The sequence below is a fragment of the Achromobacter sp. K91 genome (genome assembly GCF_003576205.1).
In the GTDB taxonomy this organism is placed as follows: domain Bacteria; phylum Pseudomonadota; class Gammaproteobacteria; order Burkholderiales; family Burkholderiaceae_B; genus Achromobacter; species Achromobacter aegrifaciens.
Map to the genome: position 1 here is coordinate 128,408 of NZ_QWFB01000030.1, position 25,985 is coordinate 154,392.

General features: G+C 66.1%; 28 protein-coding genes. 11 read left to right on the plus strand and 17 right to left on the minus strand.

Features of this window, described 5'->3' with window-relative positions; all coding sequences use genetic code 11:
* The first annotated feature begins 51 nt into the window (after positions 1 to 51).
* Complete coding sequence (locus tag DXK93_RS12175; protein ID WP_119450182.1) at positions 52 to 966, plus strand: LysR substrate-binding domain-containing protein; 915 nt, start codon at positions 52 to 54, stop codon at positions 964 to 966.
* Here the strand turns inward: DXK93_RS12175 and DXK93_RS12180 are convergent.
* Complete coding sequence (locus DXK93_RS12180) at positions 948 to 1,736, minus strand: exodeoxyribonuclease III (RefSeq protein ID WP_054456902.1); 789 nt, start codon at positions 1,734 to 1,736, stop codon at positions 948 to 950. The two genes, DXK93_RS12175 and DXK93_RS12180, sit on opposite strands and share 19 nt — an antisense overlap.
* Positions 1,737 to 1,868: 132 nt before the next feature.
* On the opposite strand from DXK93_RS12180, the gene pyrE reads away from it, so the two are divergent.
* On the plus strand, positions 1,869 to 2,552 hold the full coding sequence (gene pyrE / locus DXK93_RS12185) for an orotate phosphoribosyltransferase (protein WP_054456901.1): 684 nt from the start codon (positions 1,869 to 1,871) through the stop codon (positions 2,550 to 2,552).
* A gap of 48 nt (positions 2,553 to 2,600) precedes the next feature.
* Here pyrE and DXK93_RS12190 read toward each other — a convergent pair whose 3' ends face one another.
* From DXK93_RS12190 to gatC, 5 genes are all read right to left on the minus strand, one after another.
* Positions 2,601 to 3,068, minus strand: coding sequence for a type II toxin-antitoxin system VapC family toxin (locus DXK93_RS12190; RefSeq protein WP_119450183.1), 468 nt, complete (start codon positions 3,066 to 3,068; stop codon positions 2,601 to 2,603).
* Positions 3,065 to 3,310, minus strand: coding sequence for a type II toxin-antitoxin system Phd/YefM family antitoxin (locus DXK93_RS12195; protein WP_054456897.1), 246 nt, complete (start codon positions 3,308 to 3,310; stop codon positions 3,065 to 3,067). Before DXK93_RS12195 ends, DXK93_RS12190 begins: the two co-directional genes overlap by 4 nt.
* A 128-nt stretch (positions 3,311 to 3,438) precedes the next feature.
* Complete coding sequence (gene gatB / locus DXK93_RS12200) at positions 3,439 to 4,896, minus strand: Asp-tRNA(Asn)/Glu-tRNA(Gln) amidotransferase subunit GatB (protein WP_054456895.1); 1,458 nt, start codon at positions 4,894 to 4,896, stop codon at positions 3,439 to 3,441.
* A 4-nt stretch (positions 4,897 to 4,900) separates the two neighbouring features.
* Positions 4,901 to 6,436: an Asp-tRNA(Asn)/Glu-tRNA(Gln) amidotransferase subunit GatA gene (gatA, locus tag DXK93_RS12205; RefSeq protein ID WP_119450184.1), complete on the minus strand. Its 1,536-nt coding sequence runs from the start codon at positions 6,434 to 6,436 to the stop codon at positions 4,901 to 4,903.
* Between the two features lie 3 nt (positions 6,437 to 6,439).
* Entirely contained in the window at positions 6,440 to 6,748 is a 309-nt protein-coding gene (gene gatC / locus DXK93_RS12210; protein WP_054456891.1) for an Asp-tRNA(Asn)/Glu-tRNA(Gln) amidotransferase subunit GatC, read from the minus strand.
* A gap of 227 nt (positions 6,749 to 6,975) precedes the next feature.
* On the opposite strand from gatC, the gene DXK93_RS12215 reads away from it, so the two are divergent.
* The 5 genes from DXK93_RS12215 (at position 6,976) to rodA (ending at position 12,618) form a co-directional block, all read left to right on the plus strand.
* Entirely contained in the window at positions 6,976 to 8,019 is a 1,044-nt protein-coding gene (locus DXK93_RS12215) for a rod shape-determining protein (RefSeq protein ID WP_006216320.1), read from the plus strand.
* Between the two features lie 84 nt (positions 8,020 to 8,103).
* Entirely contained in the window at positions 8,104 to 8,988 is an 885-nt protein-coding gene (gene mreC / locus DXK93_RS12220; protein ID WP_042796087.1) for a rod shape-determining protein MreC, read from the plus strand.
* Complete coding sequence (gene mreD, locus DXK93_RS12225; protein ID WP_054456889.1) at positions 8,975 to 9,541, plus strand: rod shape-determining protein MreD; 567 nt, start codon at positions 8,975 to 8,977, stop codon at positions 9,539 to 9,541. The genes mreC and mreD overlap by 14 nt, the downstream gene beginning before the upstream one ends.
* 15 nt (positions 9,542 to 9,556) lie before the next feature.
* Positions 9,557 to 11,482, plus strand: a complete 1,926-nt coding sequence (mrdA, locus tag DXK93_RS12230; RefSeq protein WP_054456887.1) for a penicillin-binding protein 2 — start codon at positions 9,557 to 9,559, stop codon at positions 11,480 to 11,482.
* Positions 11,482 to 12,618, plus strand: coding sequence for a rod shape-determining protein RodA (gene rodA, locus DXK93_RS12235; protein WP_054456885.1), 1,137 nt, complete (start codon positions 11,482 to 11,484; stop codon positions 12,616 to 12,618). Before mrdA ends, rodA begins: the two co-directional genes overlap by 1 nt.
* 208 nt (positions 12,619 to 12,826) lie before the next feature.
* Here the strand turns inward: rodA and DXK93_RS12240 are convergent, their stop codons facing one another.
* The 5 genes from DXK93_RS12240 to argB all read right to left on the minus strand — a co-directional run bounded on the left by DXK93_RS12240 (position 12,827) and on the right by argB (position 17,980).
* A complete protein-coding gene (locus DXK93_RS12240) occupies positions 12,827 to 13,879 on the minus strand; it encodes an Ldh family oxidoreductase (protein WP_119450185.1) in 1,053 nt (350 codons plus the stop codon).
* A gap of 12 nt (positions 13,880 to 13,891) precedes the next feature.
* On the minus strand, positions 13,892 to 15,385 hold the full coding sequence (locus tag DXK93_RS12245; RefSeq protein ID WP_054457779.1) for a DASS family sodium-coupled anion symporter: 1,494 nt from the start codon (positions 15,383 to 15,385) through the stop codon (positions 13,892 to 13,894).
* A gap of 314 nt (positions 15,386 to 15,699) precedes the next feature.
* Complete coding sequence (slmA, locus tag DXK93_RS12250) at positions 15,700 to 16,275, minus strand: nucleoid occlusion factor SlmA (RefSeq protein ID WP_054457778.1); 576 nt, start codon at positions 16,273 to 16,275, stop codon at positions 15,700 to 15,702.
* A 56-nt stretch (positions 16,276 to 16,331) separates the two neighbouring features.
* A complete protein-coding gene (locus DXK93_RS12255) occupies positions 16,332 to 17,078 on the minus strand; it encodes a pyrimidine 5'-nucleotidase (RefSeq protein WP_054457777.1) in 747 nt (248 codons plus the stop codon).
* The gene (gene argB, locus DXK93_RS12260; protein WP_013396740.1) at positions 17,078 to 17,980 is read right to left on the minus strand and encodes an acetylglutamate kinase; all 903 of its coding nucleotides are present in this window, start codon (positions 17,978 to 17,980) and stop codon (positions 17,078 to 17,080) included. The genes DXK93_RS12255 and argB overlap by 1 nt, the downstream gene beginning before the upstream one ends.
* A gap of 265 nt (positions 17,981 to 18,245) precedes the next feature.
* Here argB and DXK93_RS12265 point away from each other — a divergent pair, with 265 nt between their 5' ends.
* A complete protein-coding gene (locus DXK93_RS12265; protein WP_054457776.1) occupies positions 18,246 to 19,034 on the plus strand; it encodes a MetQ/NlpA family ABC transporter substrate-binding protein in 789 nt (262 codons plus the stop codon).
* A gap of 133 nt (positions 19,035 to 19,167) precedes the next feature.
* On the opposite strand, the gene DXK93_RS12270 is transcribed toward DXK93_RS12265, so the two are convergent.
* The 4 genes from DXK93_RS12270 to DXK93_RS12285 all read right to left on the minus strand — a co-directional run bounded on the left by DXK93_RS12270 (position 19,168) and on the right by DXK93_RS12285 (position 21,559).
* Positions 19,168 to 19,662: a peroxiredoxin gene (locus DXK93_RS12270; RefSeq protein ID WP_054457775.1), complete on the minus strand. Its 495-nt coding sequence runs from the start codon at positions 19,660 to 19,662 to the stop codon at positions 19,168 to 19,170.
* Complete coding sequence (locus DXK93_RS12275) at positions 19,659 to 20,399, minus strand: BON domain-containing protein (protein ID WP_119450186.1); 741 nt, start codon at positions 20,397 to 20,399, stop codon at positions 19,659 to 19,661. The genes DXK93_RS12270 and DXK93_RS12275 overlap by 4 nt, the downstream gene beginning before the upstream one ends.
* A complete protein-coding gene (locus DXK93_RS12280; protein ID WP_054457773.1) occupies positions 20,396 to 20,989 on the minus strand; it encodes a phosphoheptose isomerase in 594 nt (197 codons plus the stop codon). The genes DXK93_RS12275 and DXK93_RS12280 overlap by 4 nt, the downstream gene beginning before the upstream one ends.
* A gap of 87 nt (positions 20,990 to 21,076) precedes the next feature.
* Positions 21,077 to 21,559: a YraN family protein gene (locus tag DXK93_RS12285; protein WP_119450187.1), complete on the minus strand. Its 483-nt coding sequence runs from the start codon at positions 21,557 to 21,559 to the stop codon at positions 21,077 to 21,079.
* Positions 21,560 to 21,625: 66 nt separating this feature from the next.
* Here DXK93_RS12285 and rsmI point away from each other — a divergent pair, with 66 nt between their 5' ends.
* On the plus strand, positions 21,626 to 22,561 hold the full coding sequence (gene rsmI / locus DXK93_RS12290; RefSeq protein ID WP_054457771.1) for a 16S rRNA (cytidine(1402)-2'-O)-methyltransferase: 936 nt from the start codon (positions 21,626 to 21,628) through the stop codon (positions 22,559 to 22,561).
* A gap of 3 nt (positions 22,562 to 22,564) precedes the next feature.
* Positions 22,565 to 23,149, plus strand: coding sequence for a methylated-DNA--[protein]-cysteine S-methyltransferase (locus DXK93_RS12295; protein WP_054457770.1), 585 nt, complete (start codon positions 22,565 to 22,567; stop codon positions 23,147 to 23,149).
* Positions 23,150 to 23,208: 59 nt separating this feature from the next.
* On the opposite strand, the gene DXK93_RS12300 is transcribed toward DXK93_RS12295, so the two are convergent.
* Complete coding sequence (locus DXK93_RS12300) at positions 23,209 to 24,171, minus strand: septal ring lytic transglycosylase RlpA family protein (protein WP_054457769.1); 963 nt, start codon at positions 24,169 to 24,171, stop codon at positions 23,209 to 23,211.
* Positions 24,168 to 25,040 (minus strand): RNase adapter RapZ, encoded by an 873-nt coding sequence (gene rapZ / locus DXK93_RS12305; protein ID WP_054457793.1) that lies wholly within the window; start codon positions 25,038 to 25,040, stop codon positions 24,168 to 24,170. The genes DXK93_RS12300 and rapZ overlap by 4 nt, the downstream gene beginning before the upstream one ends.
* Positions 25,041 to 25,224: 184 nt before the next feature.
* On the opposite strand from rapZ, the gene DXK93_RS12310 reads away from it, so the two are divergent.
* Entirely contained in the window at positions 25,225 to 25,977 is a 753-nt protein-coding gene (locus DXK93_RS12310) for a c-type cytochrome (protein ID WP_119450188.1), read from the plus strand.
* Positions 25,978 to 25,985 lie beyond the last annotated feature (8 nt).

Genomic DNA, 25,985 nt, shown 5'->3' on the forward strand with positions numbered 1-25,985 from the left:
GAAAAACGATTTCTAATGCCGCTTATCCGTGAGAAAAAATCACCTTTCGCCATGAAACTGCCACCGCTCAATACGTTGCGGGTGTTCGATGCCGCGGCCCGTCATCAGGCTTTCGGCAAGGCGGCCGAAGCGTTGCACGTGACGCATGGCGCCGTCAGCCGGCAGATCCGGCTGCTCGAGGATGCGCTGGGCGTGGCGCTGTTCGAGCGCCGCAATCGAGCTGTTTTCCTGACCGATGCCGGCAGGCAGCTGTTCGAGGTGACGAGCGCGCTGTTCGAGCAGCTGACAACCGGCCTGGCCAAGCTGCGCCAGCCGGCGGCGGACGCGCCGCTGGTGCTGTCCTGCGAGCCCACCGTCGCCATGATGTGGTTGATCCCGCGGCTGCCGGACTTCCAGCACGCCCATCCCGGCGTGCAGGTGCATCTGTACGCTGCGGGCGGACCGGTCGATTTCGGCGTCCAGGGTGTGGACGTAGCCCTGCGCCGCAATGACTTCGATTGGGACCCGGCCCTGTATGCCGAGCATGTCTGCGAGGAGTGGACGGGACCGGTGTGCCGGCCGGGATTGGTCGGCGCCGCAGGCGCGGATCCGGCTGAAGCGGATTGGGGCGGGGCGCCAGCGCTCAGCAGCGCGACGCGTCCGCTAGCCTGGCGGCAATGGTCGCGGGCAGCGGGCATGAAACCCCCGCGCCGGACCGGGCCGGCCTACGAGCATTTCTATCTGAGTTTGCAGGCCGCCGCCGCCGGTTTGGGGGTGGCGATAGGTTCGGCGCTGATGGTGTGCGACGCCTTGCGCGACCGTCGGCTGCAGGCGCCTTGCGGCTTTGCCCGTGACGGCTCGGCCTATGTACTGCTGTCGCCGCGGCCTTGTACAGAAGATCCGCGGGCGGCAGCGTTTCTGGAATGGTTGCGCCGGGAAGCCGCCGCAACGCTAGGGGAAGCGGCGGGTCAGAGCGTGGCGTCGTAGTCGATCGTCAGGGGAGCGTGGTCCGAGAAACGCTCGTCCTTGTAGATGGCCACATTGCGGGCGCGGGCGGCGATGCCCGGCGTGGCGATCTGGTAGTCGATGCGCCACCCCACGTTCTTGGCCCAGGCCTGGCCGCGGTTGCTCCACCAGGTGTATTGGTCCGGGCGGTCATCGATGGTGCGGAACACGTCGACGAAGCCGCGCTTGTCGAACACGTCGGTCAGCCAGGCGCGCTCTTCGGGCAGGAAGCCCGAGTTCTTCATGTTGCCCTTCCAGTTCTTCAGGTCGATTTCCTTGTGCGCGATGTTCCAGTCGCCGCAGATGATGAACTCGCGGCCGGTGGTTTTGTGTTCGTGCATCAGGGCGTCGATCCAGGGGCCGAAGCGGTCCAGGAAGCGGTACTTGGCCTGCTGGCGCTCGTCGCCGCTGGAGCCCGAGGGCAGGTAGGCGCTGATGACCGACAGGTTCTTCCAGTCAGCGCGGATGATGCGGCCTTCGGGATCGAATTCCTCGCATTCCAGGCCGGCGTTCACCCGCTCGGCCGCGTCGCGCAGATAGATGCCCACGCCGCTATAGCCCTTCTTCACGGCATGGTGGAAGTGGCCGGTATAGCCGGGCGGGTGGCGCAGGTCGTCGGTCAGGTCTTCGTCGGATATCTTGATTTCCTGAAGGCACAGCACGTCGGCGGCGTGCTTTTCCATCCAGGGTTGCAGGCCCTTGCGGAAGGCGGACCGGATACCGTTGAGATTGATCGACGTGATGCGCAGCAAAGCGAAACTCCTGTTGAGCGGCCGCCAGGGCCGGGGCAATGGCAGCAATTTAACCGACTCCGCGCCGCCGCCCGGGAATAGCCCCGACAGCGGATAAAATGCTGGCGTTTGCCATCTACCGGACCTTTACGCATGCCCGCCGCCCAATCTTCCGCCACCGCCCTGGATTTCGTCCGCTTCGCCCTGAACGAGGGCGTGCTGCGTTTCGGCAGCTTCAAGGTCAAATCGGGTCGGATCAGTCCCTATTTCTTCAATGCGGGCCTGTTCAATAGCGGACGCTCGGTCGGCAAGCTGGCGCAGTTCTACGCCCAGGCGCTGCTGGATTCGGGCGTGGAATTCGACATGCTGTTCGGTCCGGCCTACAAGGGCATCCCGCTGTCCACGGCTACCGCCGTGGCGCTGGCCGGCCACCCGGACATGAAGGGCGGCGACGTGCCTTTCGCGTACAACCGCAAGGAAGCCAAGGACCACGGCGAGGGCGGCACCCTGGTCGGCGCGCCGCTCAAGGGCAAGGTCGTCATCATTGACGACGTGATCACCGCGGGCACCTCGGTGCGCGAATCGGTCGAGATCATCCGCGCGGCCGGTGCCGAGCCTGCCGCCGTGCTGATCGCCATGGACCGCATGGAACGCGCGGGTCCGGACGACGCGCTGTCGGCGCATTCTGCCGTGCAGGACGTGGCCAAGACTTACGGCATGCCGGTGGTGTCGATTGCGTCGCTGGCGGACATTCTGGCCTTGCTGCAGGATGATGCGTCGTTCGCCGAACACCGTGAGGCGGTGTTGGCTTATCGGACGAAGTACGGGGTGAAGTAAACCTCGTCCTTGGCGAGTAGAAAGGGGCGGCCAGGTGCTGCCCTTTTTTTAACCGTAGCTTGCCGCTGGCTCGGCGACGCCGTGGGGTTGGCCAAAGACGGCAACACCGCTCGCCCGGGCGGCATCCGCCAGCTTGCGATCAAAGGTGGCCAGATAGCCGTTGGTTCTTTGGGCCAGTTCGAGATAGCTGGCATCGTAGACGGTCAAGCCGTGCGTTCGAGCCAGCAGATAGCTGCGGGCCACGCTGGAAGATGGGGCGGCCGGATCCGGAAGTATGGGCAGGCGTTCGAGTAGCTGTCTGAACGAGAACAGCTGACCCGCCGACGCCCGTTGGCTACGTTCGGCGCGCAACATGCCGTTCGCGACTTCCGTGTGCCAGATGAGGGGCACCGTGTTTTCAAATTCGTGGGCCGTTTCCAGCAGATGCCGGGCCATCAGCGCTTCGTGGGCGTCCGCGCGGTCGACCAGCCACGCCAGCGCAAGCGAGGCGTCCGGTATCAAGTGGATCGGATTCATTCCCGGCCCTCTTCGACCCAGGAACGGATGACTTCGTGGGGGACGGCCGGTGCTGGCTTGAAGCTTTTCATTGCCTCAAGCGCATCATGGGCATCCAGCGACGTGCTGGGTAGGACCGGGGTCAACCTGGCGCAGAACACGCCGTCCAGTGAAATGATGAAATGCTGGCCTTCGCGGACCGCCTGCAGGTGGTCGGAAAAGCTGTGCAGTAGTTCGCTGGTGCTGATTTCCAGGTAGTTCATGTCCAAGCCTCCGGGCAAAAGTCGACCGGATCATTCTTGGATAAACGAAGGGCCACGGCAATATGCCGCGGCCCTTCGTTTCGTCTGATACGTCAGGAATGCGCCCGTTGCCGGGGCGTCCTGCGCGGTCAGCTATCCAGCTTCTGCTTCAACAGATCATTCACCTGCTGCGGATTCGCCTTGCCGCGGGCGGCCTTCATGATCTGGCCCACCAGCGAATTGAACGCCTTCTGCTTGCCGGCCCGGTACTCTTCCACGATGGCCGGGTTGGCGGCCAGCACCTCGTCGATCATGGCGCCGATGGCGCCGGTGTCGCTGATCTGCTTGAGCCCGCGCGCCTCGATGATGGCGTCAGGCTGACCGCCGTTCTCGCCGGCCCACATGGCGCCGAAGACTTCGCGGGCGATCTTGTTGGAGATGGTGCCGTCGATGATGCGGCCGATCAGGGCGGCCAGCGCCGGCGCCTGGACCGGAGAGTCGGCGATGCTCTTTTCGTCCTTGTTCAGGGCGGCGGAGACTTCGCCCATGACCCAGTTGGCGGCCAGCTTGGCCTGGCCGGCCGGCAGCGCGTTCGCCACCGCCTGGAAGTAGGCGGCCAGGTCGCGGCTGACGGTCAGCTGGGCGGCGTCGTAGGCGGGCAGGCCGTACTCGGATTCGAAACGGGCGCGCTGGGCGGCCGGCAGTTCGGGCATGGCGGCGCGGACCTCGTCGACCCAGGCGCTGGAGATCACCAGCGTGGGCAGGTCGGGGTCGGGGAAGTAGCGGTAGTCGTGCGCGTCTTCCTTGCTGCGCATGCTGCGCGTTTCGTCGCGGTCGGCATCGTACAGGCGGGTTTCCTGGACCACCGTGCCGCCATCCTCGATCAGCTCGATCTGGCGCCGCGCTTCATAGACGATGGCGCGTTCCAGGAAGCGGAACGAGTTGACGTTCTTGATCTCGGTGCGGGTGCCGAATTCCTTCTGGCCCACGGGACGCACGGACACGTTGGCGTCGCAGCGGAACGAACCTTCCTGCATGTTGCCGTCGCAAATGCCCAGCCACACGACCAGGCTGTGCAGGGCGCGGGCGTAGGCCACGGCCTCGGCGGCCGAGCGCATTTCGGGTTCCGTCACGATTTCCAGGAGCGGCGTGCCGGCGCGGTTCAGGTCGATGCCGCTGCCGGGGGCGCCGTTGGCCAGGCTGAAGTCGTCGTGCAGGGACTTGCCCGCGTCTTCTTCCAGGTGGGCGCGCGTCAGATTGACGGTTTTCTCTTCCTCGCCGACGAAGAAGGACAGCGAGCCGCCCACCACCACCGGCAGCTCGTATTGGCTGATCTGGTAGCCCTTGGGCAGGTCGGGGTAGAAGTAGTTCTTGCGCGCGAACACCGAGCGCGGCGCGATGGTGGCGCCCACGGCCAGACCGAAGCGGATGGCGCGTTCGGCGGCGCCGCGGTTCATGACCGGCAGGCTGCCCGGCAGCGCCAGGTCGACCACGTTGGCGTGGGTGTTGGGCGCGGCGCCGAATTCGGTGCTGCTACCCGAAAAAATCTTGGAGTCCGTGGAAAGCTGGGTGTGCGTTTCCAGGCCGATGACGATTTCCCAGTTCATGTTCTCAGCCTTGCTGGACCGGGGCACGCGTGTGCCAGTCCGTCACTTGTTGGTAGCGGTCGGCGATGGCCAGCAGGCGGCCTTCGTCGAAATAGTTGCCGATGATCTGGAGACCCACCGGGCGCTGGTTGCCAGCGCCACCGAAGCCGCAGGGGATCGACATCGCAGGCAGGCCGGCCAGGCTCACGCCCAGCGTGTAGACGTCGGCCAGCCAGTCGGCCGTGGGATCGTCGCGGTTGTCGCCGATGTTCTTGGCCACCGTGGGCGTCACCGGCCCCATGATCACGTCGCACTGGTCGGCGTAGGCGCGCTGGAAGTCTTGCGCGATCATGCGGCGCAGGCGCTGCGCCTGCAGGTAGTAGGCGTCGTAGTAGCCGTGGGACAGCACGTAGGTGCCGATCAGGATGCGGCGCTTGACCTCGTCGCCGAAGCCTTCGGCGCGCGAGCGGCTGATCATTTCGTTCAGGTCGCCGTACTGGGCGGCGCGGTGGCCGTAGCGCACGCCGTCGTAGCGCGCGAGGTTGCTGGACGCTTCGGCGGGGGCGATGACGTAGTAGGCGGGAATGGCGAGTTCGGTGCGCGGCAGCGACACCGGCACGCGCACGGCGCCCAGGGCTTCGAACTGGACCAGCGCGGCCTCGACCGCGGCGGCCACGTCGGGCGCCAGGCCGGCGCCGAAGTACTCGGCGGGCACGCCGATGCGCAGGCCCTTCAACGGCTGGCTGCCGGCGGCGTCGAAACGGCCCTGGGCCGCCTCGAAGTCGCGCCGGACGCGGCCGGGCGCGTTGGCGGCGGCGTCGCATTTTTCCAGGCTGGTGGCGTCGCGCGGATCGAAGCCGCTGATGACGTCCAGCAGTTCGAGCAGGTCCCGGGCGCTTTCGGCCAGCGGGCCGGCCTGGTCCAGGCTGGAGCCGAAGGCCACCATGCCAAAGCGGGATACGGTGCCGTAGGTGGGCTTGATGCCGCTGACGCCGCACAGGGCGGCGGGCTGGCGCACCGAGCCGCCGGTGTCGGTGCCGGTGGCGGCCGCCACCAGGCGGGCGGCCACGGCGGCGGCCGAGCCGCCCGAGGAGCCGCCGGGCACGGCGGCGTGGTCCCAGGGGTTCTGGACCGCGCCGTAGGCGGAGTTCTCGTTGCCGGAACCCATGGCGAATTCGTCGCAGTTCAGCTTGCCGAGCGACACGGCGCCCGCTTCGCCCAGGCGTTCGACGACGGTGGCGTCGAACGGGCTGACGTAGCCTTCGAGCATCTTGCTGCCGGCGGTGGTGCGCCAGCCGCGGGTGACGAAGGCGTCCTTGTGGGCGATCGGGATGCCCGCCAGCGGGCCGGCCGAGCCGGACGCCAGCGCGGCGTCGGCGGCGCGGGCCTGGGCCAGCGTCAATTCGGCGTCAATATGTAAAAAGCAATTCAGGCCGCTGGCCGCTTCGGCGGCCGCCAGGCCGCTTTGGGCGAGCTCGACGGCGCTGATCTGGCGTTGCGCAAGGGCCGCGCGCAGGGCGGCGATCCCCTTGAATTGGGTGTGCAGAGCGGGTTTCGTCATGACTTAATCCAGGACCTTGGGAACCAGGAACAGGCCTTCCTGGGCGTCGGGGGCGTTGGCCAGCAGCTCCTCGCGGCGGGCCTCCGAGCTGGGTTCGGTCACGACATCTTCACGCAGGCGCAGCACGATGTCCTCATGGGCGGACAGCGGGTGAGCCAGCGGTTCGACCCCCTGGGTATCGACGGACTGGAGCCGTTCGATCAGGTGGAGGATGCCGTTGAGTTCGGCCTGCGCGACGGTGCGCTGGTCGGGGGTCAGTTCGATTCTGGCCAGCCGGGCAATGCGGGCCACATCTGTGTCATTGAGCGCCATGGGGGATTGCAAATCGATAAGCGAAGGCCGAGGGGCGGGACAGGGCAGTATGCATACGCCGAACCCGTTACAAAGCTTGAATAGCCTGCATTTATGCGCTATTTCCGGGGAAATTATAAGTTATGATTCACGGTTTAATCGCCGTGATGACAGGCGGACCCGTTGTTTTACGGGCCCTACGCCCCGCGGCATGTACCTCATTCCCCCCAGAATTTAGCTGAGCTCCCATGTTCGGATTCCTGCGCAGTTATTTTTCCAGCGATATGGCGATCGACCTCGGTACCGCCAACACGCTGATCTACGTCCGCGGCAAGGGCATCGTGCTCGATGAACCGTCCGTGGTCGCAATCCGTCATGAAGGCGGTCCCCACGGCAAGAAGATCATTCAAGCCGTCGGCCATGAAGCCAAGCAGATGCTTGGCCGCGTTCCCGGCAATATAGAAGCCATCCGGCCCATGAAGGACGGCGTCATCGCCGACTTCACGGTCACCGAGCAGATGCTCAAGCAGTTCATCCGCATGGTGCACCCCCGCAACATGCTGGCGCCCAGCCCGCGCATCATCGTTTGCGTGCCCTGCGGCTCCACCCAGGTCGAACGCCGCGCCATCCGTGAATCGGCCCTGGGCGCGGGCGCGTCCCACGTCTTCCTGATCGAAGAACCCATGGCCGCGGCCATCGGCGCCGGCCTGGCCGTGTCCGACGCCAGCGGCTCCATGGTGGTCGACATCGGCGGCGGCACCACGGAAGTGGCGGTCATCTCGCTGGGCGGCATGGTCTACAAGGGCTCCGTGCGCGTGGGCGGCGACAAGTTCGACGAAGCCATCGTCAACTACATCCGCCGCAACTACGGCATGTTGATCGGCGAACCCACCGCCGAACTGATCAAGAAGGAAATCGGCTCGGCGTTCCCGGGATCCGAAGTCCGCGAGATCGAGGTCAAGGGCCGCAACCTGGCCGAAGGCGTGCCGCGCAGCTTCACGGTCTCGTCCAACGAGATCCTGGAATCGCTGACCGACCCGCTGAACCAGATCGTCTCGGCCGTGAAGATCGCGCTGGAACAGACCCCGCCCGAACTGGGCGCCGACATCACCGACAAGGGCATCGCCCTGACCGGCGGCGGCGCGCTGCTGCGCGACCTGGACCGCCTGCTGCAGGAAGAGACCGGCCTGCCCGTCGTGGTCGCGGACGATCCGCTGACCTGCGTCGTGCGCGGTTGCGGCGAGGCGCTGGAACACCTTGAGAAACTGGGCGCCATCTTCATCAACGACTAATTTTGCCCGCCAGCCCGGAGCCCCGCTTTTTCACGGCTCCGGCCGCTGCCGGAGCGACGGACGCGGGCGTCCGGGCTGATATTCATGCAACGACAAGGGACTCCTCCCCTATTCAGGCGCGGCCCACCTGCGGAGGTGCGGCTGGTCGTTCTGGTCGTCCTTGCGTTGGCCCTGATCGTCATGGATTCGCAATGGCGCATGCTGGAACCGGCGCGCCGCGCAATGTCCGTCGCGCTGTATCCCTTCCAACGCGCCGTCATGGCGCCGCGAGACCTCGTCCAGCAAGTGAACGAATGGGTCAACGCGGCCAATCTCATCCGTAGCGAAAACGAAGCCTTGCAGCGCCAGCGCATCGAGCTGGCCCAGGTGACCACGCATGGCGCCCAGCTGGCTGCCGAGAACTCGCAGTTGCGCCGGCTGCTCGGGGTGACCGATACCGTGGCGCAATCCGCGGTGGTGGTCGAGGTCATGTATGAACCCACCAACGCATTCACGCAGCGCCTGGTGTTCAACAAGGGCAGCAAGGCGGGGCTGGCCCCGGGCATGCCGGTAATCGACGAAGGCGGCGTGGTCGGGCAGATCGTGCGCGTCACGCCCATGACCGCCGAGGCGGCGCTGGTCACCGACGAACAGGTCTCCATCCCCGTGCAGCTGCTGCGCAACGGCCTGCGCCTGATTGCGTTCGGCGGCAACTCGCCCGGCAAGATGGAAGTTCGTTACCTTGCCGCCAACGCCGACATCAAGGAAGGCGATACCATCGTCACCAGCGGCGTCGGCGGGCTGTTCCCGGCAGGCCTGCCGGTGGCCAAGGTGACCTCGGTCGAACGCGACACCGCCTCCGGCTTCGCGCGCGCCGTATGCGAACCGCTGGCCCATCCCGAACGCTACCGCCACTTCCTGGTCTTGCAGGTCGATGTGGAGCGCGCCGAGTCCAACCGTCAGGAGGTCGATTCCGGTGGATCGGACTAATCAATCCTCGGGGCAGGCCGCGCGCCGCCTCGGCACCCCCAGCAACGTGCAGCCCGACCGGCTCTCCGGCCCGGCGCACGGCTTGTTCGTCTGGGCCACGGTGCTGGTGGCGTGGCTGGTGTCGCTGCTGCCCTGGCGCCTGTGGCAGGGCGCGCCCGACATCCTGCTGCTGATCATCGCCTTCTGGTGCGTGCATGAGCCGCGCCGCGTCGGCTTGTTCACCGCCTTCTTCTTTGGGCTGCTGATGGACGTGCACGACGCCGGCCTCTTGGGCGAGCACGCGCTGTCGTACACGCTGGTCGCCTACGGCGCGGTGGTGTTGCACCGCCGGCTGCAGCGCTTCGACCTCTGGAGCCAGGCCATGCACATGCTGCCTGTGTTCTTCATTGCCCGCTTCGTGACCCAGATCATCCATGCGTGGCTGGCCGGCAAATGGCCGGGTTGGGACTGGGGCATCAGCGTGCTCCTGACCACCGCCTTGTGGCCGCTGGCGGGCTGGGTTCTGCACTTGCCGCAGCGCGGTGTCGACGACGCTGAATCCTCCTCCGCCTGACGGCGGCGCCGCGTCATGTTCGAATTCAAGAAAACCGGCCAGCAGCAGAAGCAGCGTTTCCGCCTGCGCGCCTGGGTGGGCGGGCTGTTCGCGTTGGCCTGCTTCGGCGTGCTGATCGGCCGCTTCTGGTACCTGCAGGTCGACCGCTACGAGGGCCTGTCCGAGCGCGCCGACCGCAACCGCATCGCGGTCGTACCCATCCCGCCGCGACGCGGCGAGATCCTGGACCGCAACGGCGAGGTGCTGGCGCGCAACTACCGCACCTATACGCTGGAGGTCGTGCCGGCACAGGCAGGGAACCTCAGCGCGCTGTTCGAACGCCTGACCGAAGTCGTGTACATCAGCCCGGCCGACCAGCGCCGCTTCAAGCGCCGCGCCGCCGAGTCCAGCCGCTACGCCAGCCTGCAGCTGCGCAATAACCTCAACGAAACCGAAGCCGCCTGGTTCGCCGCGCATTCGTTCCAGTTCCCGGGCGTGGAGCTGCGCGCGCGCTGGGTGCGCGAGTATCCGCAGGGCGTGTCGGCGGCCCACGTGGTCGGCTACATCGGCCGCATCGCCGAAGGCGATATCGAAGAACTGGACCGCGCCGGCCAGCTGGGCAACTATCGCGGCACCGACGTCATCGGCAAGAAGGGCATCGAAAAGACCTGGGAGGAGCAGCTGCACGGCCGCACCGGGCTGGAAGAAGTCGAAGTCACTGCAGGCGGACGCCCCATGCGCACGCTGCGCCGGATCGACCCGGTGCCGGGCTCCGACATCATGCTGTCCATCGACCTGGGGCTGCAGAAGGTGGCCGAAGCCGCATTCGAGGGGCAGCGCGGGGCGCTGGTCGCCATCGACCCCGATACCGGCGAGGTACTGGCCTTTGTCTCGCAGCCTTCCTACGACCCGAACCTGTTCGTGGACGGCATCGACGTGGACAATTGGCGCATGCTGAACGAATCGCCGGACCATCCCCTTATCAACCGGCCGCTGTACGGCACCTATCCCATCGGTTCCACCTACAAGCCCTTTGTGGGCCTGGCCGCGCTGGAACTGGGCAAGCGCCGCGCCACCGATCGCATCTCCGACCCCGGCTATTACGAATTCGGCGGCCAGAAATTCCGCAACGCCGGCGGCGCGGCCTATGGCATGACCGACATGCACAAGGCGATCGTGGTGTCGTCCGACACCTATTTCTATTCGCTGGGTCCGGAAATCGGCGTGAACGCGCTGCATGATTTCGCCAAGCAGTTCGGCTTCGGCCAGATCACCGGCATCGACCTGGAAGGCGAAAAGCGCGGCGTGCTGCCTTCGACCGACTGGAAACGCTCGGCCTACAAGGACAAGGACCGCCAGCGCTGGTACGCGGGCGAAACGATTTCGGTGGCGGTGGGTCAGGGCTACAACGCATTCACGCTGTTGCAGCTGGCGCAGGGCACGTCCACCCTGGCCAACAACGGCCTGTACCGCCGCCCGCACCTGGTGCACGCGGTGCGCGATCCGCGCAGCGGCGTGGCCAAGGCCACCGAGTCCGCGCCCGACTACCGCATTCCCCTCAAGCAGGCCAACGTGGATGTGATCAAGAACGCCATGGCGGATGTGGTGCGCGCCGGTACGGCGCGGCGCGCGTTCGCCAATACGGCCTACCAGGCGGCCGGCAAGACTGGCACCGCGCAGGTGTTCAGCCTGCGCGGCGGCCATTACCGCGCCAGCGCCATCGACGAACGCCTGCGCGACCACGCCTTGTTCATGGGCTTTGCGCCGCTTGAGCATCCGCGCATCGCGGTGGCGCTGATCGTCGAGAACGCCGGCTGGGGCGCGAGCGTCGCCGCTCCGGTCGCGCGCAAGGTGTTCGACTATTGGCTGGCCAAGGACCGTCAGGACAAGATCGTGCGGCCCGAGCGCGCCGACCCCCTGGCCTCGGTCGAGGAAATCGCTTCCGACGTGGTGCGCCGATAATGAAACGCCTGGGCCTTATCCTGCTACGTGTGTTCACGGCCTTCGATTGGCCGCTGCTGGCGATCCTGCTGATGTTCGCCGCGCTGGGCATGACGGTCATGCATTCCGCGGTGGGCGGCACGGACTGGCGCTTCGCCGAACAGTCGCGCAATTTCATCATCGCCTTCTTTGCCATGTGGACCATGGCCCTGATTCCGCCGAAGTGGCTGATGAAGCTGGCCTTGCCCTTCTACGTGGTGGGGGTGGTGCTGCTGCTGGGCGTGGAGTTCTTCGGCGAAACCAGCAAGGGCGCGACCCGCTGGCTGAACCTGGGCGTGACCCGCATCCAGCCTTCCGAGATGATGAAGATCGCCGTGCCCATGATGCTGGCCTGGTACTTCCAGCGCCACGAAGGCGCCGTCCGCATCCGCGACTTCCTGGCCGCCGCCGCCATGCTGGCCGCGCCTTTCGCTCTGATTGTGCTGCAGCCCGACCTGGGGACGGCGCTGCTGGTGTTTGGCGCCGGCTTCTTCGTGATCTATTTCGCGGGCCTGTCTTTCAAGCTGCTGGTGCCGGTAATGCTGGCGGGCATCATCGGCATAGGCACGCTGATCTACTACGAAGACCAGTTATGCGAGCCCGACGTGGACTGGGTGGTGCTGCACGACTACCAGAAGCACCGGGTGTGCACGCTGCTCAACCCCAGTTCCGATCCGCTGGGCAAGGGCTTCCATACGATCCAGTCGATGATCGCGGTGGGTTCGGGCGGTGTGTACGGCAAGGGCTACATGAAGGGCACGCAGACGCACCTGGACTTCATCCCCGAACGCACCACCGACTTCATCTTCGCGGTGTACGCGGAAGAATTCGGACTCTACGGCGGCATCGCCATGCTGGTGCTGTATGGGCTGATGATGGCGCGAGGACTGACGATCGCGTCACGGGCATCGTCGCAGTTCGGCAGGTTGCTGGTGGGGGCGCTGACGATGATGCTGTTCATCTATGTATTCGTGAACGTGGGGATGGTGACGGGGATTCTGCCTGTGGTGGGGGTGCCGTTGCCGTTCATGAGCTATGGGGGGACGGCTTTGTTCACCATGGGGATTGCGTTTGGGATCATGATGAGTGTTAGTCGGCATCGGTCGGTCAAGACTTGATCTTTTTGGCGGCTGCGCGTTCTTCGTAGGTCGCCCGTAGGCGCGGGCGGCGTGGCGGCTCGCGCCCACGATTGCGGTCCGGAGCGAAGGCTCCGGACCGCAATCGTTGCCCCGCGCATGGCGGGCCGCCGATGCGACGGGCGTCTTAAGAACCCAAAACGCCCGAAAGCAAGCAAATAAACGTTACCCGCAAGAACCGCCTACAACCTCAAGCAGGCAACGCCTCAGGCACCCCAAGGTCGACCGCCAGCTTGGTAAGACCATCCCAAATCCGGCTATCGAACGTCAGCGTATCCTCGTTAAGCGCCCGGTTGCGAGCTTCGTACTCGCCCGGATACTGCACGCCTTCGACGCCCGGTTGCGGCTTGCAGGCGTGCAGGTAGTCGATGAACGCGCCCACCTCCATCGACCGCCAATCCGTATTGAAGTCCACCTGCGGATCCAGCAGCAGCGCGAACATGTTGTTCGTCGCTACGCCGGTGCGTGGATGCTGCGGCTGGATCGTGCCGCCGCCAGACAGCACGCCGGCCAGCAGTTCGGCCACCAGACCCAGGGCATAGCCCTTGTGGCCGCCGAACGGCAGCAGCGCGCCGGGCGGGTCGGTGAACAGCGCGTTGGGATCCGTGGTCGGATTGCCCTGGGCGTCGATCAGCGAGCCCGCGGGCGCTTCCTCGCCCTTGGCGGCCAGCACCCGCGCCTTGTTGACGGCGATCGAGCTGGTGGCCATGTCCACCAGGAACGGCGGACGGCCGCCCGGCAGCGGGCCGGCGAAGCACAGCGGGTTGGTGGTCAGGCAGGCCTGCGCGCCGCCGAAAGGCGCCACGGTCGGCGAGCGGTTGATCACGTTGGTGAAAGCCAGCAGGATCAGGCCCTTGGCCGCCACCATTTCCCCGTAGTGGCCCATGCGGCCCAGGTGATGGCTGTGACGCAGGGTCAGGATGCACTGGCCGTGCTCCTGCGTGCGCTCGATGGCCTTCTCGATGACGACCTTGCCGACATACTGGCCCAGCCCGTGGTGGCCGTCGTAGGCCAGCATTGCGCCGCGGTCGTTGACCAGTTCGGGCCGGCCGTCGGCCTGGGCCAGGCCCTCGGACAGCACGCGCCGGTAGTTCGTCAGGATGGACAGGCCGTGGCTGGTGTAGCCCACCCGGTCGGACTCGACCAGGTGCTCGGCCACGTCGCGGGCGATGTCCTCGGGCACGCCTTGGGCCATCAGCACGCGGCGGCCGTATTCATTGGCTTGGGCGATCGAAATCTTCATGACGCGCCCTCCTTACAGCCAGCCCAGCCAGCGCCAGTAGGTCATGCCCATCAGCAGCATCAGCAGGTAGCCGACGATGGTGACGATGATGCCGACCTTGGCGAACTGCTTGGCGTTGAAGGTCTCCGTTCCCAGGCACACCATGTTCTGCGGCGCGTTGATGGGCAGGATGAAACCGTAGCTGACGACAAAGCCCAGCAGCATGGTCATGCCCAGGCGGCTGAATTCGCCCGGCAGCGTGGCCAGCACCGAGATCAGGATCGGCAGCATGGCCGAGGTCAGCGCGGTGGCGCTGGCGAAACCCAGGTGGATGACAATGAGGAAGGCGGCCAGGATCGCGAAGATCGCCAGCGGTCCGAGGTGGTCCAGTCCGGTGTGCGCCACGACCTGGTTGCCCAGCCATTGGCCAGCCTGGGTCGTCAGCAGGGCGGTGCCCAGGCTGATACCGACGCCGAACACGATCACGGTGCCCCATGGGATGCGCGATTGCACGTCTTTCCACGTCATCACGCCAAAGCGCGGCAGCAGCAGCAGGACCAGGCCGAAGTAGGTGGTGGAAGTGGTGTCGAACTTGTGCAGCTTGCCTTCGGTCGACCAGAACAGCAGCAGCATCAGCGACACGGCCATCAGGCGTTTTTGCGCGCCGGTCATGGGGCCCAGTTCAAGCAGCGACTTCTCGACGGCTTCCTTGCCTCCCGCGATGCTGTCGCTTTCCGGCGGCAGCAGCTTGAGCACGATGATGATCAGCACGGCCGACATGATCAGCGACCAGGGGGCGCCAGCGATCAGCCAGTCCGACCATGCCACGCGTTCGCCCAGCATCTTTTCCATGAAGCCGACGGTCAGCAGGTTCTGCGCGGCGGCGGTCTGGATGCCGACGTTCCAGATGCTGGTGGCCTGCGCCACGATGATCATGATGCCGGCGGCGATGTTGGAACGCTTGTCCACGCCGAAGGCTGCGATGACGCCCATCATGATGGGCACCACGGCCGCGCTGCGCGCGGTGGCGCTGGGCACCACGAGGCTCAGCACGATGGTCACGGCGATACATCCGATCAGGATGCGGCGCGTGCTGGTGCCCACCTTGGCCAGCGTCACCAGGGCGATGCGCCGGTCCAGCCCGGTGAAGGTCATGGCGGCCGCAATGAACAAGGCGCCGGTGACCAGCGCCAGCGCCGAGTTCGCGAAGCCGGTCAGCGCCATGCTGATCGCGGCCGAGGTGCCATAAACCACTTGCGGGTCTTTGATTGTCGGAGCCGTGCCCAGCAGGAAGGCCATCAGCGTCGTGATCATGATCGCGCTGGCTTCGTAGGACACGGCTTCGGTAATCCAGACCACCACTGCGAATGCCAGGATGGCGAGCATCCGGTGACCCGCGACGGGCAGGTCGGCGGGCAAAGGCATCATCAGCACGCCGATCATCACTAGGACGCCGGCGATGAGTCCGATTGGAATTTTGGTTTTCTTTGGGGCTTGCGAGGCAGGGACGGCGGCTTGCGCGGTCATATCCATCTCCGGTTGAGGTCAAACTGCCGACACACCGCCCCGCGAGCAACGGGATAGGTCAAATCGGTGTGTCGACGCTACAGCATGATCGTGACGGCATTGCGGAAAACCCGTATTGATACTGATCAAGCCTGTGGAGATTTGGGCTTGTGGAAAACCTCTGACGGGCATTATGCTCGTCGCCCCGCGCCGCCGGCAAGCGGAGATTGTTGCATGGAACAATGCAAATGGGCAGAAATAGAGACGGATGGGAAATTAATTAGATCGTTTCACGATACTAATTCGCGCCAGGGCCGGCAGGCAGCCCCGGCCGCTCAGCCCAGTGCCAGGCGCAGCTGCTCGTCCAGATGCAGCGTGGGCGCGATACGCCAGCCGCTTTGCGCGTAACGTAGCCAGCGGCCCAGCACCAGATGCGTCAGCAGGCTGGCATGCGCCGCGACATTGGCCTGCGGCGGCAGGCCGCCATCGGTGACCGCGATGCGCAGCGATTGCTTCAACGACGCCTCGATGCGGTCGTTGATGTGGTTGATGCGTTCCTGCAGGCGGTTGTCTTCCGTGACCAGCGCATCGCCGGTCAGCACGCGCGTCATGCCCTTGTTGCGTTCCGAGAAGGTCAGCAGCATGGAGACGGTCTGGTGGGCCTGGGTCAGGCCTTGGGGCTCGGCGATGGCGATCTGGTTCACCAGCGTGAAGATGCTGGTTTCGATGAATTCGATCAGCCCTTCGAACATCTGCGCCTTGCTGGCGAAGTGCCGGTACAACGCGGCTTCAGAGACTTCCAGGCGCGCGGCGAGGGCCGCCGTGGTGATGCGGGAGGCGTGCGGCTGCTCCAGCATCTCGGCCAGGGTTTGCAGAATCTGGGTCTTGCGCTCGCCGGGTTTGCTCGCCATGGAAGGGTCTGCTCTCGCGCAGGCTTGACGGTGAAGGGGAGGGGAGGAGCGCGCCGCTATCCCCGCAAGGGGCGTCGGCGTAACAGCAAATCACTGACGGAGTTTACCCGCAAGTCGACATAGGCCGGCCGCTGCGAACGGCCGCGGGCGAACGGCGTGCCGGGGTGATACACATGCACCGTGCGCAGCCCTGCCTGGCGCGCGCCGCGCAGATTGGCCAAGGTGTCTTCCACCAGCACCGCGTTGCGCGCCTGCACGCCTTCGCGGGCCAGCACGTGGCGCAGCAGAGTGGGCGAAGGCTTGGGCCGGAACTCGCCGTGCAGCCGCATGTGCTCGATGGCCCAGAGGCTGTCGAACTGGCGCAGGATGCCCAGGCGCGCGAGCACCGCACGCGCATAGTGCAGCGGCGCGTTGGTCAGCAGCACCTTGCGGCCCGGCAGTCGGCTCAGCTTGTAGGCCAGCGCCTTTTCCGCGCGCACCAGGGGGCCGACGTCGAAGTCATGGCTGCGGTGCAGGAAATCATGGGGGTCCACGCCGTGATGGCGCACCATGCCTATCATGGTGGCGCCGTAGCGTTTCCAGTACTGCGAGCGCAGGTGGTTGGCAGTGTCGATGTCGACGTTCAGCGCCTCGACCACGGCCATGGTCATGCCGTGGTCGATCTTCGGGAAGATGGCGTGCGAGGTGTCGTGGAGCGTGTTGTCCAGGTCGAACAGCCACAGGCGTTCGGAATCGCCCGTGGCCGCGCGGCGCGAGCGGCGCACGCGCACCGCCGGCCGCAACAGGTAACGCTGTGCCCGCATCAGTGCGAGCTGATCATCGTGCCCACGCCCTGGTCGGTCAGGATTTCCAGCAGCAGGCAGTGCGGCACGCGGCCGTCGACGATGTGCACGGAGTTCACGCCGTTCTTGGCGGCGTCCAGCGCGGACGAGATCTTGGGCAGCATGCCGCCGGAGATCGTGCCGTCGGCGAAAAGTTCGTCGATGGTCTGGGCCGACAGGCTGCGCAAGAGCTTGCCGCCCTTGTCCAGCACCCCCGGGGTGTTGGTCAGCATCAGCAGCTTTTCAGCGCCCAGCACTTCCGCCATCTTGCCGGCGACGACGTCGGCGTTGATGTTGTAGGCCGTGCCGTCCTCGCCATAGCCGATGGGCGAGATGACGGGGATGAACTGGTCGTCCTGCAGCGCCTTGACCACGGCCGGCTCGACCATGGTGATGTCGCCGACGAAACCGATGTCGATGGGTTCGGACGGATTGTCCTTGTTGGCCATCAGCTTCTTCTGGGCCTGGATCAGTCCGCCGTCCTTGCCGGTCAGGCCGACGGCCTTGCCGCCGACCTCGTTGATCATCATGACGATGTCCTGCTGGACCTGGCCGCCCAGCACCCATTCGACCACTTCCATGGTCTCGGCGTCGGTGACGCGCATGCCCTGGATGAAGGTGCCTTGCTTGCCGATGCGGCGCAGCGCGTCGTCGATCTGGGGACCGCCGCCGTGCACCACCACCGGATTCAGACCCACCAGCTTCAGCAGCACGACGTCATGCGCGAAGCTGCGCTGCAGACGCTCTTCCGTCATGGCGTTGCCGCCGTACTTGACCACGATGGTCTTGCCGTGAAATCGTCGGATATACGGCAGTGCTTCAGACAGCACAGCGGCTTTGACAGCAGGAGACGAAACGGCAGCAGGGTCGGGGGTGTCGGTCATGGCAGCTAAGTCGGCAAATATACGTATGAGTGGTTAGAAAAAATGCCTGCACAAAAACGCGTTCGGGACGCGGTAGCGCAAGCATACGACGGATTGTAGTACCCACAGGTTTCTTATGCTTTAAACCCATGTTCATATGCCCGACAAATAACCGGCATTCAGGTAAATTGGGGGCGATTTCGCAACGGCCGGCCCCGCAAAAGGGGGCCGGGCCACACCGGCAGGGGCATCGGCCCCGATTTTTTACCCATAAAAGAGGCAACACATGCGTTTGAACTTTGTCCGGTCCGCTCTGGCGGCGTCGGTGTTCCTGGTGGCGGCGAACGCCGCCCATGCCGAAAAAGTGGTGGTGGGCGCGACCCAGGTCCCCCATGCCGAGATCCTGGAAGTGGTGAAGCCGCAACTGGCCAAGGAAGGCGTGGAGCTCGACATCAAGGTGTTCAGCGACTACGTGCAGCCCAACCTGCAACTGGCGGATAAGCAGCTGGATGCCAACTTCTTCCAGCACAAGCCCTATCTGGATTCCTTCAACAAGGACCGCAAGGCCACGCTGGTGCCGGTGGCGCTGGTGCACGTCGAGCCCTTCGGCGGCTATTCCAAGAAGATCAAGAGCCTGTCCGAGCTCAAGGACGGCGCGACCGTCGCGATCCCGAACGATCCCTCCAACGGCGGCCGCGCGCTGGTGTTGCTGCAGAAGCAGGGCGTGATCAAGCTGAAGGATCCGTCCAACATCCTGGCGACGGCCGCGGACGTGGTCGAGAACCCCAAGAAGCTGAAGTTCCGCGAACTGGAAGCCGCCATGCTGCCGCGCTCGCTGGACGACGTGGACCTGGCGCTGATCAACACCAACTACGCGCTGGAGGCCGGCCTTGTCCCGACCAAGGACGCCCTCTTCATCGAAGGCTCGGATTCGCCCTACGCCAACATCCTGGTGACCCGCGCGGACAACAAGGACGCGCCCGGCATCAAGAAGCTGGTGCAGGCCCTGCACACGCCCGAGGTGAAGAAGTTCATCCAGGACAAGTACAAGGGCGCCGTGGTTCCGGCGTTCTGATTCCGGCCCGCCGTGGCCTGATCTGGAAACCGCCCATCGGGCGGTTTTTCTTTTGGGCGCCGTCGCGAAGGGGCCGGTTGCCGGGCGAAAAAAAACCGCCCTGTCGGGGCGGTCCTTTGTGGGGCTGCGGCGCTTAGCCCGCCGCCAGGGCCTTTTCCACGGTGGCATGGAATTCCGCCACGTCGTATTCGCCCAGGTAGCGCTTGATGATGCGGCCTTGCTTGTCGATCAGGAAGGCCGTGGGCGTGAGGCGGATGTCGCCGAAGGCCCGGGCAATGTCGCCCTTGGTGTCCAGGGCCACCGGGAAGGGCAGCTTGCGCGTTTCGGCGAAGTTCAGCACGAAGTTGGGCGGGTCGTAGTTCATGGCGACCGCGACCGCCTGGTAGCCCTTGGCGGCGTACTCGTTGTAGGCCGAGATGGTTTCCGGCATCTGCTTCACACAGGTCACGCAGCTGGTCGCCCAGAACTTGACCAGCACGACCTTGCCGCGCAGATCCTGCATCGAGAAGGTCTTGCCTTCCAGCGTGGTGAAGGTGACGTCGGGCGCGGTCTGGGCGGGGCGCATGACGAACCAGGCGCCGATGCCGACCGCCACCAGGACGGCCAACGCGATGATGGCTTTCTTCATTTGATGGGCATGGCCTCTACGCCGCTGCTGGTGCCGGCCGCGTTATCGCTGCTTGCGCCGGCGCCGCTTTCGATGGGCGCTTTGGTTTCCGTGGAAGTGTTGGACTTGGAACCGGTATTCGACAGCCGGATGGCTTCCTCGCGGCTGATCGTCTCGAACAGTTTAACCACCTTGGCCACGCCGCCGACGTCGGCGGTGGCGTTGGCGGCATATTCGCCTTCGGCCTGCGTCACCTTGCCCATCAGGTAGACCACGCTGTGGTCGGTGGTGACCGCGATGGTGCCGGACGGCACGTACTTGGTGTTGAGCAGGGCGGTCTTGACCTTGGAGGTCAGCCAGGTGTCGTTGGAGCGGGTGCCGAACGAGGCGATGGGGCCGACGTTCAACTGGTTGATGACCTGTTTGACGTTTTCCACGCCCTGGGCGATGGCGGTGGCCTGGTTCTTGGCTTCTTCGGTGGGCACGTCACCGGTCAGCAGCAGGTGGCCGCCGTAGGCCATGGCATTGACGCGGGCGGTGTCGCCCAGCTTCTGCGAGATCTGGCTCTGCGCCTTGAACGCCATGTTCTGGTCTTCGAGCTGGATGCCGGAGGTGCGGCGGTCCGTCACGACGACCGCGGTGGTGGCGGCCGCGCCGCCCACGATCAGGGGCGCGCAGGCCGACAGCGAGAGCGCGGCGGTGGAGAGCGCCGCGGCGAGCATCAACGGGCGGACTGCGGTACGGACGTCAGAAATCATTCGGTGTCTCCAAGCAGAAGAGCGTCAATGCCGTCGCACAGCGCGTGCAGCAGCAGAATATGGACTTCCTGGATGCGCATCGTGCGATCGCTGGGAACACATAGATGGACGTCCATCGGCGTAATGAGTTCCCCCATCACGCCACCGCCCTTGCCCGTCAGGGCAAGCACGTGCATTTCGCGGGCGCTGGCGGCTTCCATGGCGCGCACCACGTTGGGGGAATTGCCGCTGGTGGATATGGCTACCAGCACGTCGCCTGCCTGGCCGAAGGCGTTGACCTGGCGTTCGAAGATCTCGTCGAAGCCGTAATCGTTGCCCACCGCGGTGAGGATCGAGGTGTCGGTGTTGAGGGCGATGCCGGCCAGGGGCAGGCGTTCGCGTTCGAAGCGGCCCACCAGTTCGGCGATGAAATGTTGCGCATCGGCGGCCGAGCCGCCATTGCCGCAAGCCAGAATCTTGCCGTTGTTTGCCAGGGCGCCGAACAACACGTCCACCGCCACTGCCAGCGGCTCGGCCAGGACGTTCATGCTTTGTTCGCACGCAGCCATGGCGTCGCGAAAGTGCGACGTCATACGAGAGGTCATATCCATGGGCGCGATTATCTCACGGGGCCGAGGCGTGGTTCTGTCCAGGCGTAACGACTGTTAGGCAGGTCGTTACCGGGGGAGGGGCGGACTTCAGGCCTGCCAGAATGCGCCGCGCAGCCACTGGGGATCGCCGGCGTCGAAGACGACCGCGTCAAAGCGCGCCGCCGGCAGTCTGCCGCGCCAGTGGCGCCGGGCCAGCTCCGGCAGCCAGTGGGCCGCGGCGCGGGCCAGCCGGGCCTGCTTGTCCGGCCCGATGCTGGCCGCGGCGCCACCGTAGCGGCTGGGCCCACGCGATCGGACCTCGACGAACACCAGCGTGTCGCCGTCGCGCATGGCCAGGTCGATCTCGCCGGCGCGGGTCTGCAGATTGCGCGCCAGCAGGACCAGGCCGCGCGACTGCAGCAGGCGCAAGGCGGCGTCCTCGTGGTGGTCGCCCTTGCGCTGGGCGGGTGAGCGCCGCGGCGGCGGACGATCCGCGGGCGCTGCGCGGGAGGAACGGCGCCGGCGCCTGGCGGCGCGGCGGCGGGCCGCCAGGGCCAGTTCGCAGGCCAGCCGCAAGGTGTCGTCCGTCATGGGCGCTCCGGAAGTGGCGGGCATAGGCGGCTACACTGACATGGTTTCCCGTGTCTGTAGGCTGCAATGAATCAAAATGTCTCACCTCCCCCTGCCGGAGATGCCTGGTCCCGCGTTTCTGAACGCGTGGCGGGGCAGCATTGGCCTGCCTCGACGCTGTATGTCGTGGCCACGCCGATCGGCAACCTGGGCGACCTGGGGCTGCGCGCCTGGCACGCTTTGCAGCGGGCCGACGTGATCGCCGCCGAAGACACGCGCGCCAGCCGCGCCCTGCTGGACGCCTGGGGCGTGGGCACGCCGCTCATGGCCGCCCACCGCCACAATGAAGCCGCCGCGGCCCAGGCCATCTGCGAACGGTTGGCCCAGGGCCAGCGCGTGGCGCTGGTATCGGACGCCGGCGCACCCGCCGTCAGCGATCCGGGCGCACGCATCGTGCGTGCCGTGCGTGAAGCCGGCTTCGGCGTGGTGCCAGTGCCGGGTCCCAGCGCGGTCATCGCCGCGCTGATGGGTAGCGGCGTCACCACCGACGAAAACCCGGGCTATGCCTTTGCCGGATTTCCGCCGCCCAAGGCGGCAGCGCGCCAGCGCTGGCTGCGCACCTGGTGCGCCTTGCCCGCGCCGGTCGTCATGTTCGAATCGCCGCATCGGCTCGCGGCTACGCTGGCCGACCTGCTGGAAGTGTGCGGTCCGGACCGGCTCCTGACCGTGGCGCGCGAACTGACCAAGCGCTTCGAAGAAATCGCGACCTTCCCGATGGGCGAGGGCGCAGCCTGGCTGGCCGCGGATACGCACCGCGAGCAGGGTGAATTCGTGCTGATCGCGCACGCGCCCGCTGAACAGGAAGCGGATGAAGAAGCCGATCCGCGCACCGATGCGCTGCTGGACGCCTTGCTGGAGTCGCTGTCGCTGCGCGATGCCGCGCGCGTGGCCGCCAAGGTTTCCGGCCTGCCGCGGGACGTGCTGTACAACCGGGCGCTGGCCCGCAAGAAATCGGCGGAGTAAGGCATGGTGTATTCGACTATCGTGTCCAACAAGCCCGCGGATCCCGACGAACGCCTGGTCTATCGCGACATTCCTACGCCGCTGGGCGACATGCGCCTGGTCGCCAGTCCCAAGGGCCTGCGCGGCGCCTGGTTCACCGACCAGGAACTGCTGCCCGCGGCGGATGGCTGGATTCTCACGGACTCGGATCCCATCCTGGAGCAGGCGCGCTGCGAACTGGAAGAATGGTTCGCGGGCCAGCGCCGCGTCTTCGACGTGGCGCTGGACCCCGTCGGCACCACTTTCCAGCACCAGGTCTGGCATGCCCTGTGCGATCTGGAGTTCGGGGTGCTGGCCAGCTACGGCGATCTGGCGCGCACCGTGGGGCGGCCCAAGGGCGCGCAGGCGGTCGGCGGCGCCGTCGGGCGCAATCCGATCAGCATCATCATTCCCTGCCATCGTGTGATCGGGGCCGACACCTCGCTGACCGGCTTCGGCGGCGGCCTGCCGCGCAAGCAGGCCTTGCTGGCGCATGAAGGCAATCGCTACCGCAGCCGCAGCGCTAGCGCGCGCCGCGTGTGCGACGGGCAGGCCGAACTGCCTTGGTAGGCGGGCAGCCTCGATAGGTCTAGAGGCTGACTTTTGAGGCTTGCTACTGCCAAGGCTTGCTACTGCGAGGCGATGCTGGGCAGGATGCCGATGCGGTCCGACACGATCTGCACGGCGTCCAAGGCGCTCTGCCGGTCGGGGTAGGGGCCGATCTTGACCCGATAGAGGTTATTTGACTGCTCGACCGACGCGGGCGGCGCGCCTGCGGCGCCCAGCTGCGTGTTGATGCGGCTGACCAGCGATTGCGCGTTGGCCGGCTGGCTGAACGCGCCCACTTGCAGGTAGACGCTGCCGATGCCGCCTGCGGCCGGCTGGCGCACCGGCGCTGAACCGGGTGCGGGCCCGGGCAGGGGTTCAGCCGCCAGCGCCACCGGCACGGCGGCGATGGGCGCGGCCACGGGCGAGGAGCCCGTCGCCGATGCGGGTTCGGGCGCGGCCGTGGCGGGCGCGCCTTGCGAGGCCAGCCGCCGGATCTCGTCCTGGGGGATGGCTTCCACGATCACCTGGCCGCTGCCGGGGCCGATGATGCCCAGCTTGTACGCCGCGACATAGGACAGGTCCATGATGCGGTCGCTGTGGAACGGGCCGCGGTCGTTCACCCGCACGATGATGGTCTTGCCGTTGACCATGCTGGTGACGCGGGCGTAGCTGGGCAGCGGCAGCGTGGTGTGGGCGGCCGTCATGGCGTACATGTCGTAGGACTCGCCGATGGACGTGGAATTGCCGTGGAACTTCTTGCCATACCACGAGGCGGTGCCGCGCTTTTTGTAGGGCTGGCCGCTGGTGTCCGGCACGTAGCGCTGGCCGAACACCACATACGGCCGGTTCGCGCCGCTGGCGTAGGGTTCGATCCTGGGCACCGCGTCGGGCACCTGGTCCAGGTTCGAGGGCGGATTCGCGTCCGGCCCGTCGTCCTTGTAATACCCGCCGCCCTTCTTGCGTCCGCCGGTGGAAGAACAGCCAGCCACGGCAATGGCCAGCAGCAGCATCACGAACAGGCGGGTCGGGCGGGACAGGGTCATGCGGATTCGTCAGGCAGTTGGGTGCGATGGCGCACCAGCAGCGGGTCGTGGTCGGCAAAGCGCAGCGCCAGCTGTTCGACCACATAGACCGAACGGTGCTGGCCGCCGGTGCAGCCGATGGCGACCGTGAGGTAATTGCGGGTGTCTTGCGTGTATTGCGGCAGCCAGCGGTTCAGGAAACCGGCGATGTCGTCGATCATCTGCCCCACCAGGTCAAAGCCCGCCAGCCAGGCGGCCACGGGCTCGTCGCGGCCGGTCAGCGGCCGCAGGTCGCGGTCGTAGTAGGGATTGGGCAGGCAGCGCACGTCGAACACCAGGTCCGCGTCGCGCGGCACGCCGCGCTTGTAGGCAAAGGATTCGAAGGTCAGCACCAGCGGCGCGCGGTCGGCCTTGATCAGGTCGCGGATCCAGACTCGCAACTGGCCCGGCGTCAGGTCCGAGGTGTCGATGACGTGTTCCTGCTCGCGCAGCGGCGCGAGCAGTTCGCGTTCCAGGGCGATGCACTCGGACAGCGTCGGGGTCTTGCCGCCATGCTGCAGACGGTCGGTCAGCGGGTGGCGGCGGCGCGATTCGGAATAGCGCTGCACCAGCGTTTCCGTGCTGGCGTCCAGGAAGACCACGCGCAGGCTGGTGCCCATGGCGCGCAGCGCGGTGACTACGTCGGGCAATTCGGCCAGTTCGCCGGGGGAGCGGACGTCGATGGCGACGGCTACGCGCTCCATGCCGTCATCCCGGGCGTTGGCGATGAACTCGGTCAGGAACCGCACCGGCAGGTTGTCGACGCAGGTATAGCTTGCGTCCTCAAGCATGCGCAGGGCGACGGACTTGCCTGAGCCTGAGATGCCGGTGACGAGGACGACTTTCAACATGGACATGATTGTGGCACGCTTTTCGAGGACGATGCCGGCGGGATGACATCTGATATGGCCGTAAACTGCCAATCTGCGCCTGTACCGCTTTGGTCCCCCTGGCGTAAGCTGGGGGCCGGATACTCTACAGATTCACATACGCGCCCCGCCGTCATGCGTTTCGGGGGAATGGAATTCGACCTAGATGTTAGCCTTCATTTCCTTTCGTAGTGTTTCACTGCTGCGTTTTTGGGCAATTTCCTTATTTGGGGTGGCTGCCGCCTTCCTCGCAGCGCCCGCGCCGGCCCAGCCCGCGCCCCAGGAAATCCTGCGTCCGGACACCATGGACGCCCGGGTTGCCGCCTGTACGGCCTGTCATGGCGCGCAGGGCAAGGCCGGCGCCGATGGCTACTATCCGCGCCTGGCCGGCAAGCCGCAGGAGTACCTGTACCACCAGTTGCTCAATTTCCGCGACGACCGGCGTCAGTACCGGCCCATGACGCACCTGCTGACCGGGCTGCCCGACGACTACCTGCGCGAGATCGCCGCGTATTTCTCTTCGCAGCATGTGCCGTATCCGGCGCCGACGCGCGCCGAGGTCTCCGCCGCCACGCTGGAAGCCGGGCGCAAGCTGGCCTTGAGCGGCGATGCTGCGCGCGGCCTGCCCGCCTGTGCCGCCTGTCACGGCGCCGCCCTGGGCGGCGTGCTGCCCGCCATTCCCGGCTTGCTTGGGCTGCCGCGCGACTACATCGGTTCGCAGATCGGCAGCTGGAAGAACGGCCTGCGCCGTGCGGCCGAACCGGACTGCATGGCCGACATCTCCAACAAACTCACTCCCCAGGACATCGGCGCGCTGGCCGCGTGGCTGTCCTCGCAACCCGTCGTGGAACCCTACGCGCCAGAGGCCGCGGGTTCGATACGCCTGCCCGCGGAATGCGGCAGCCAGGCGCAACGGTAAGGGAGAGG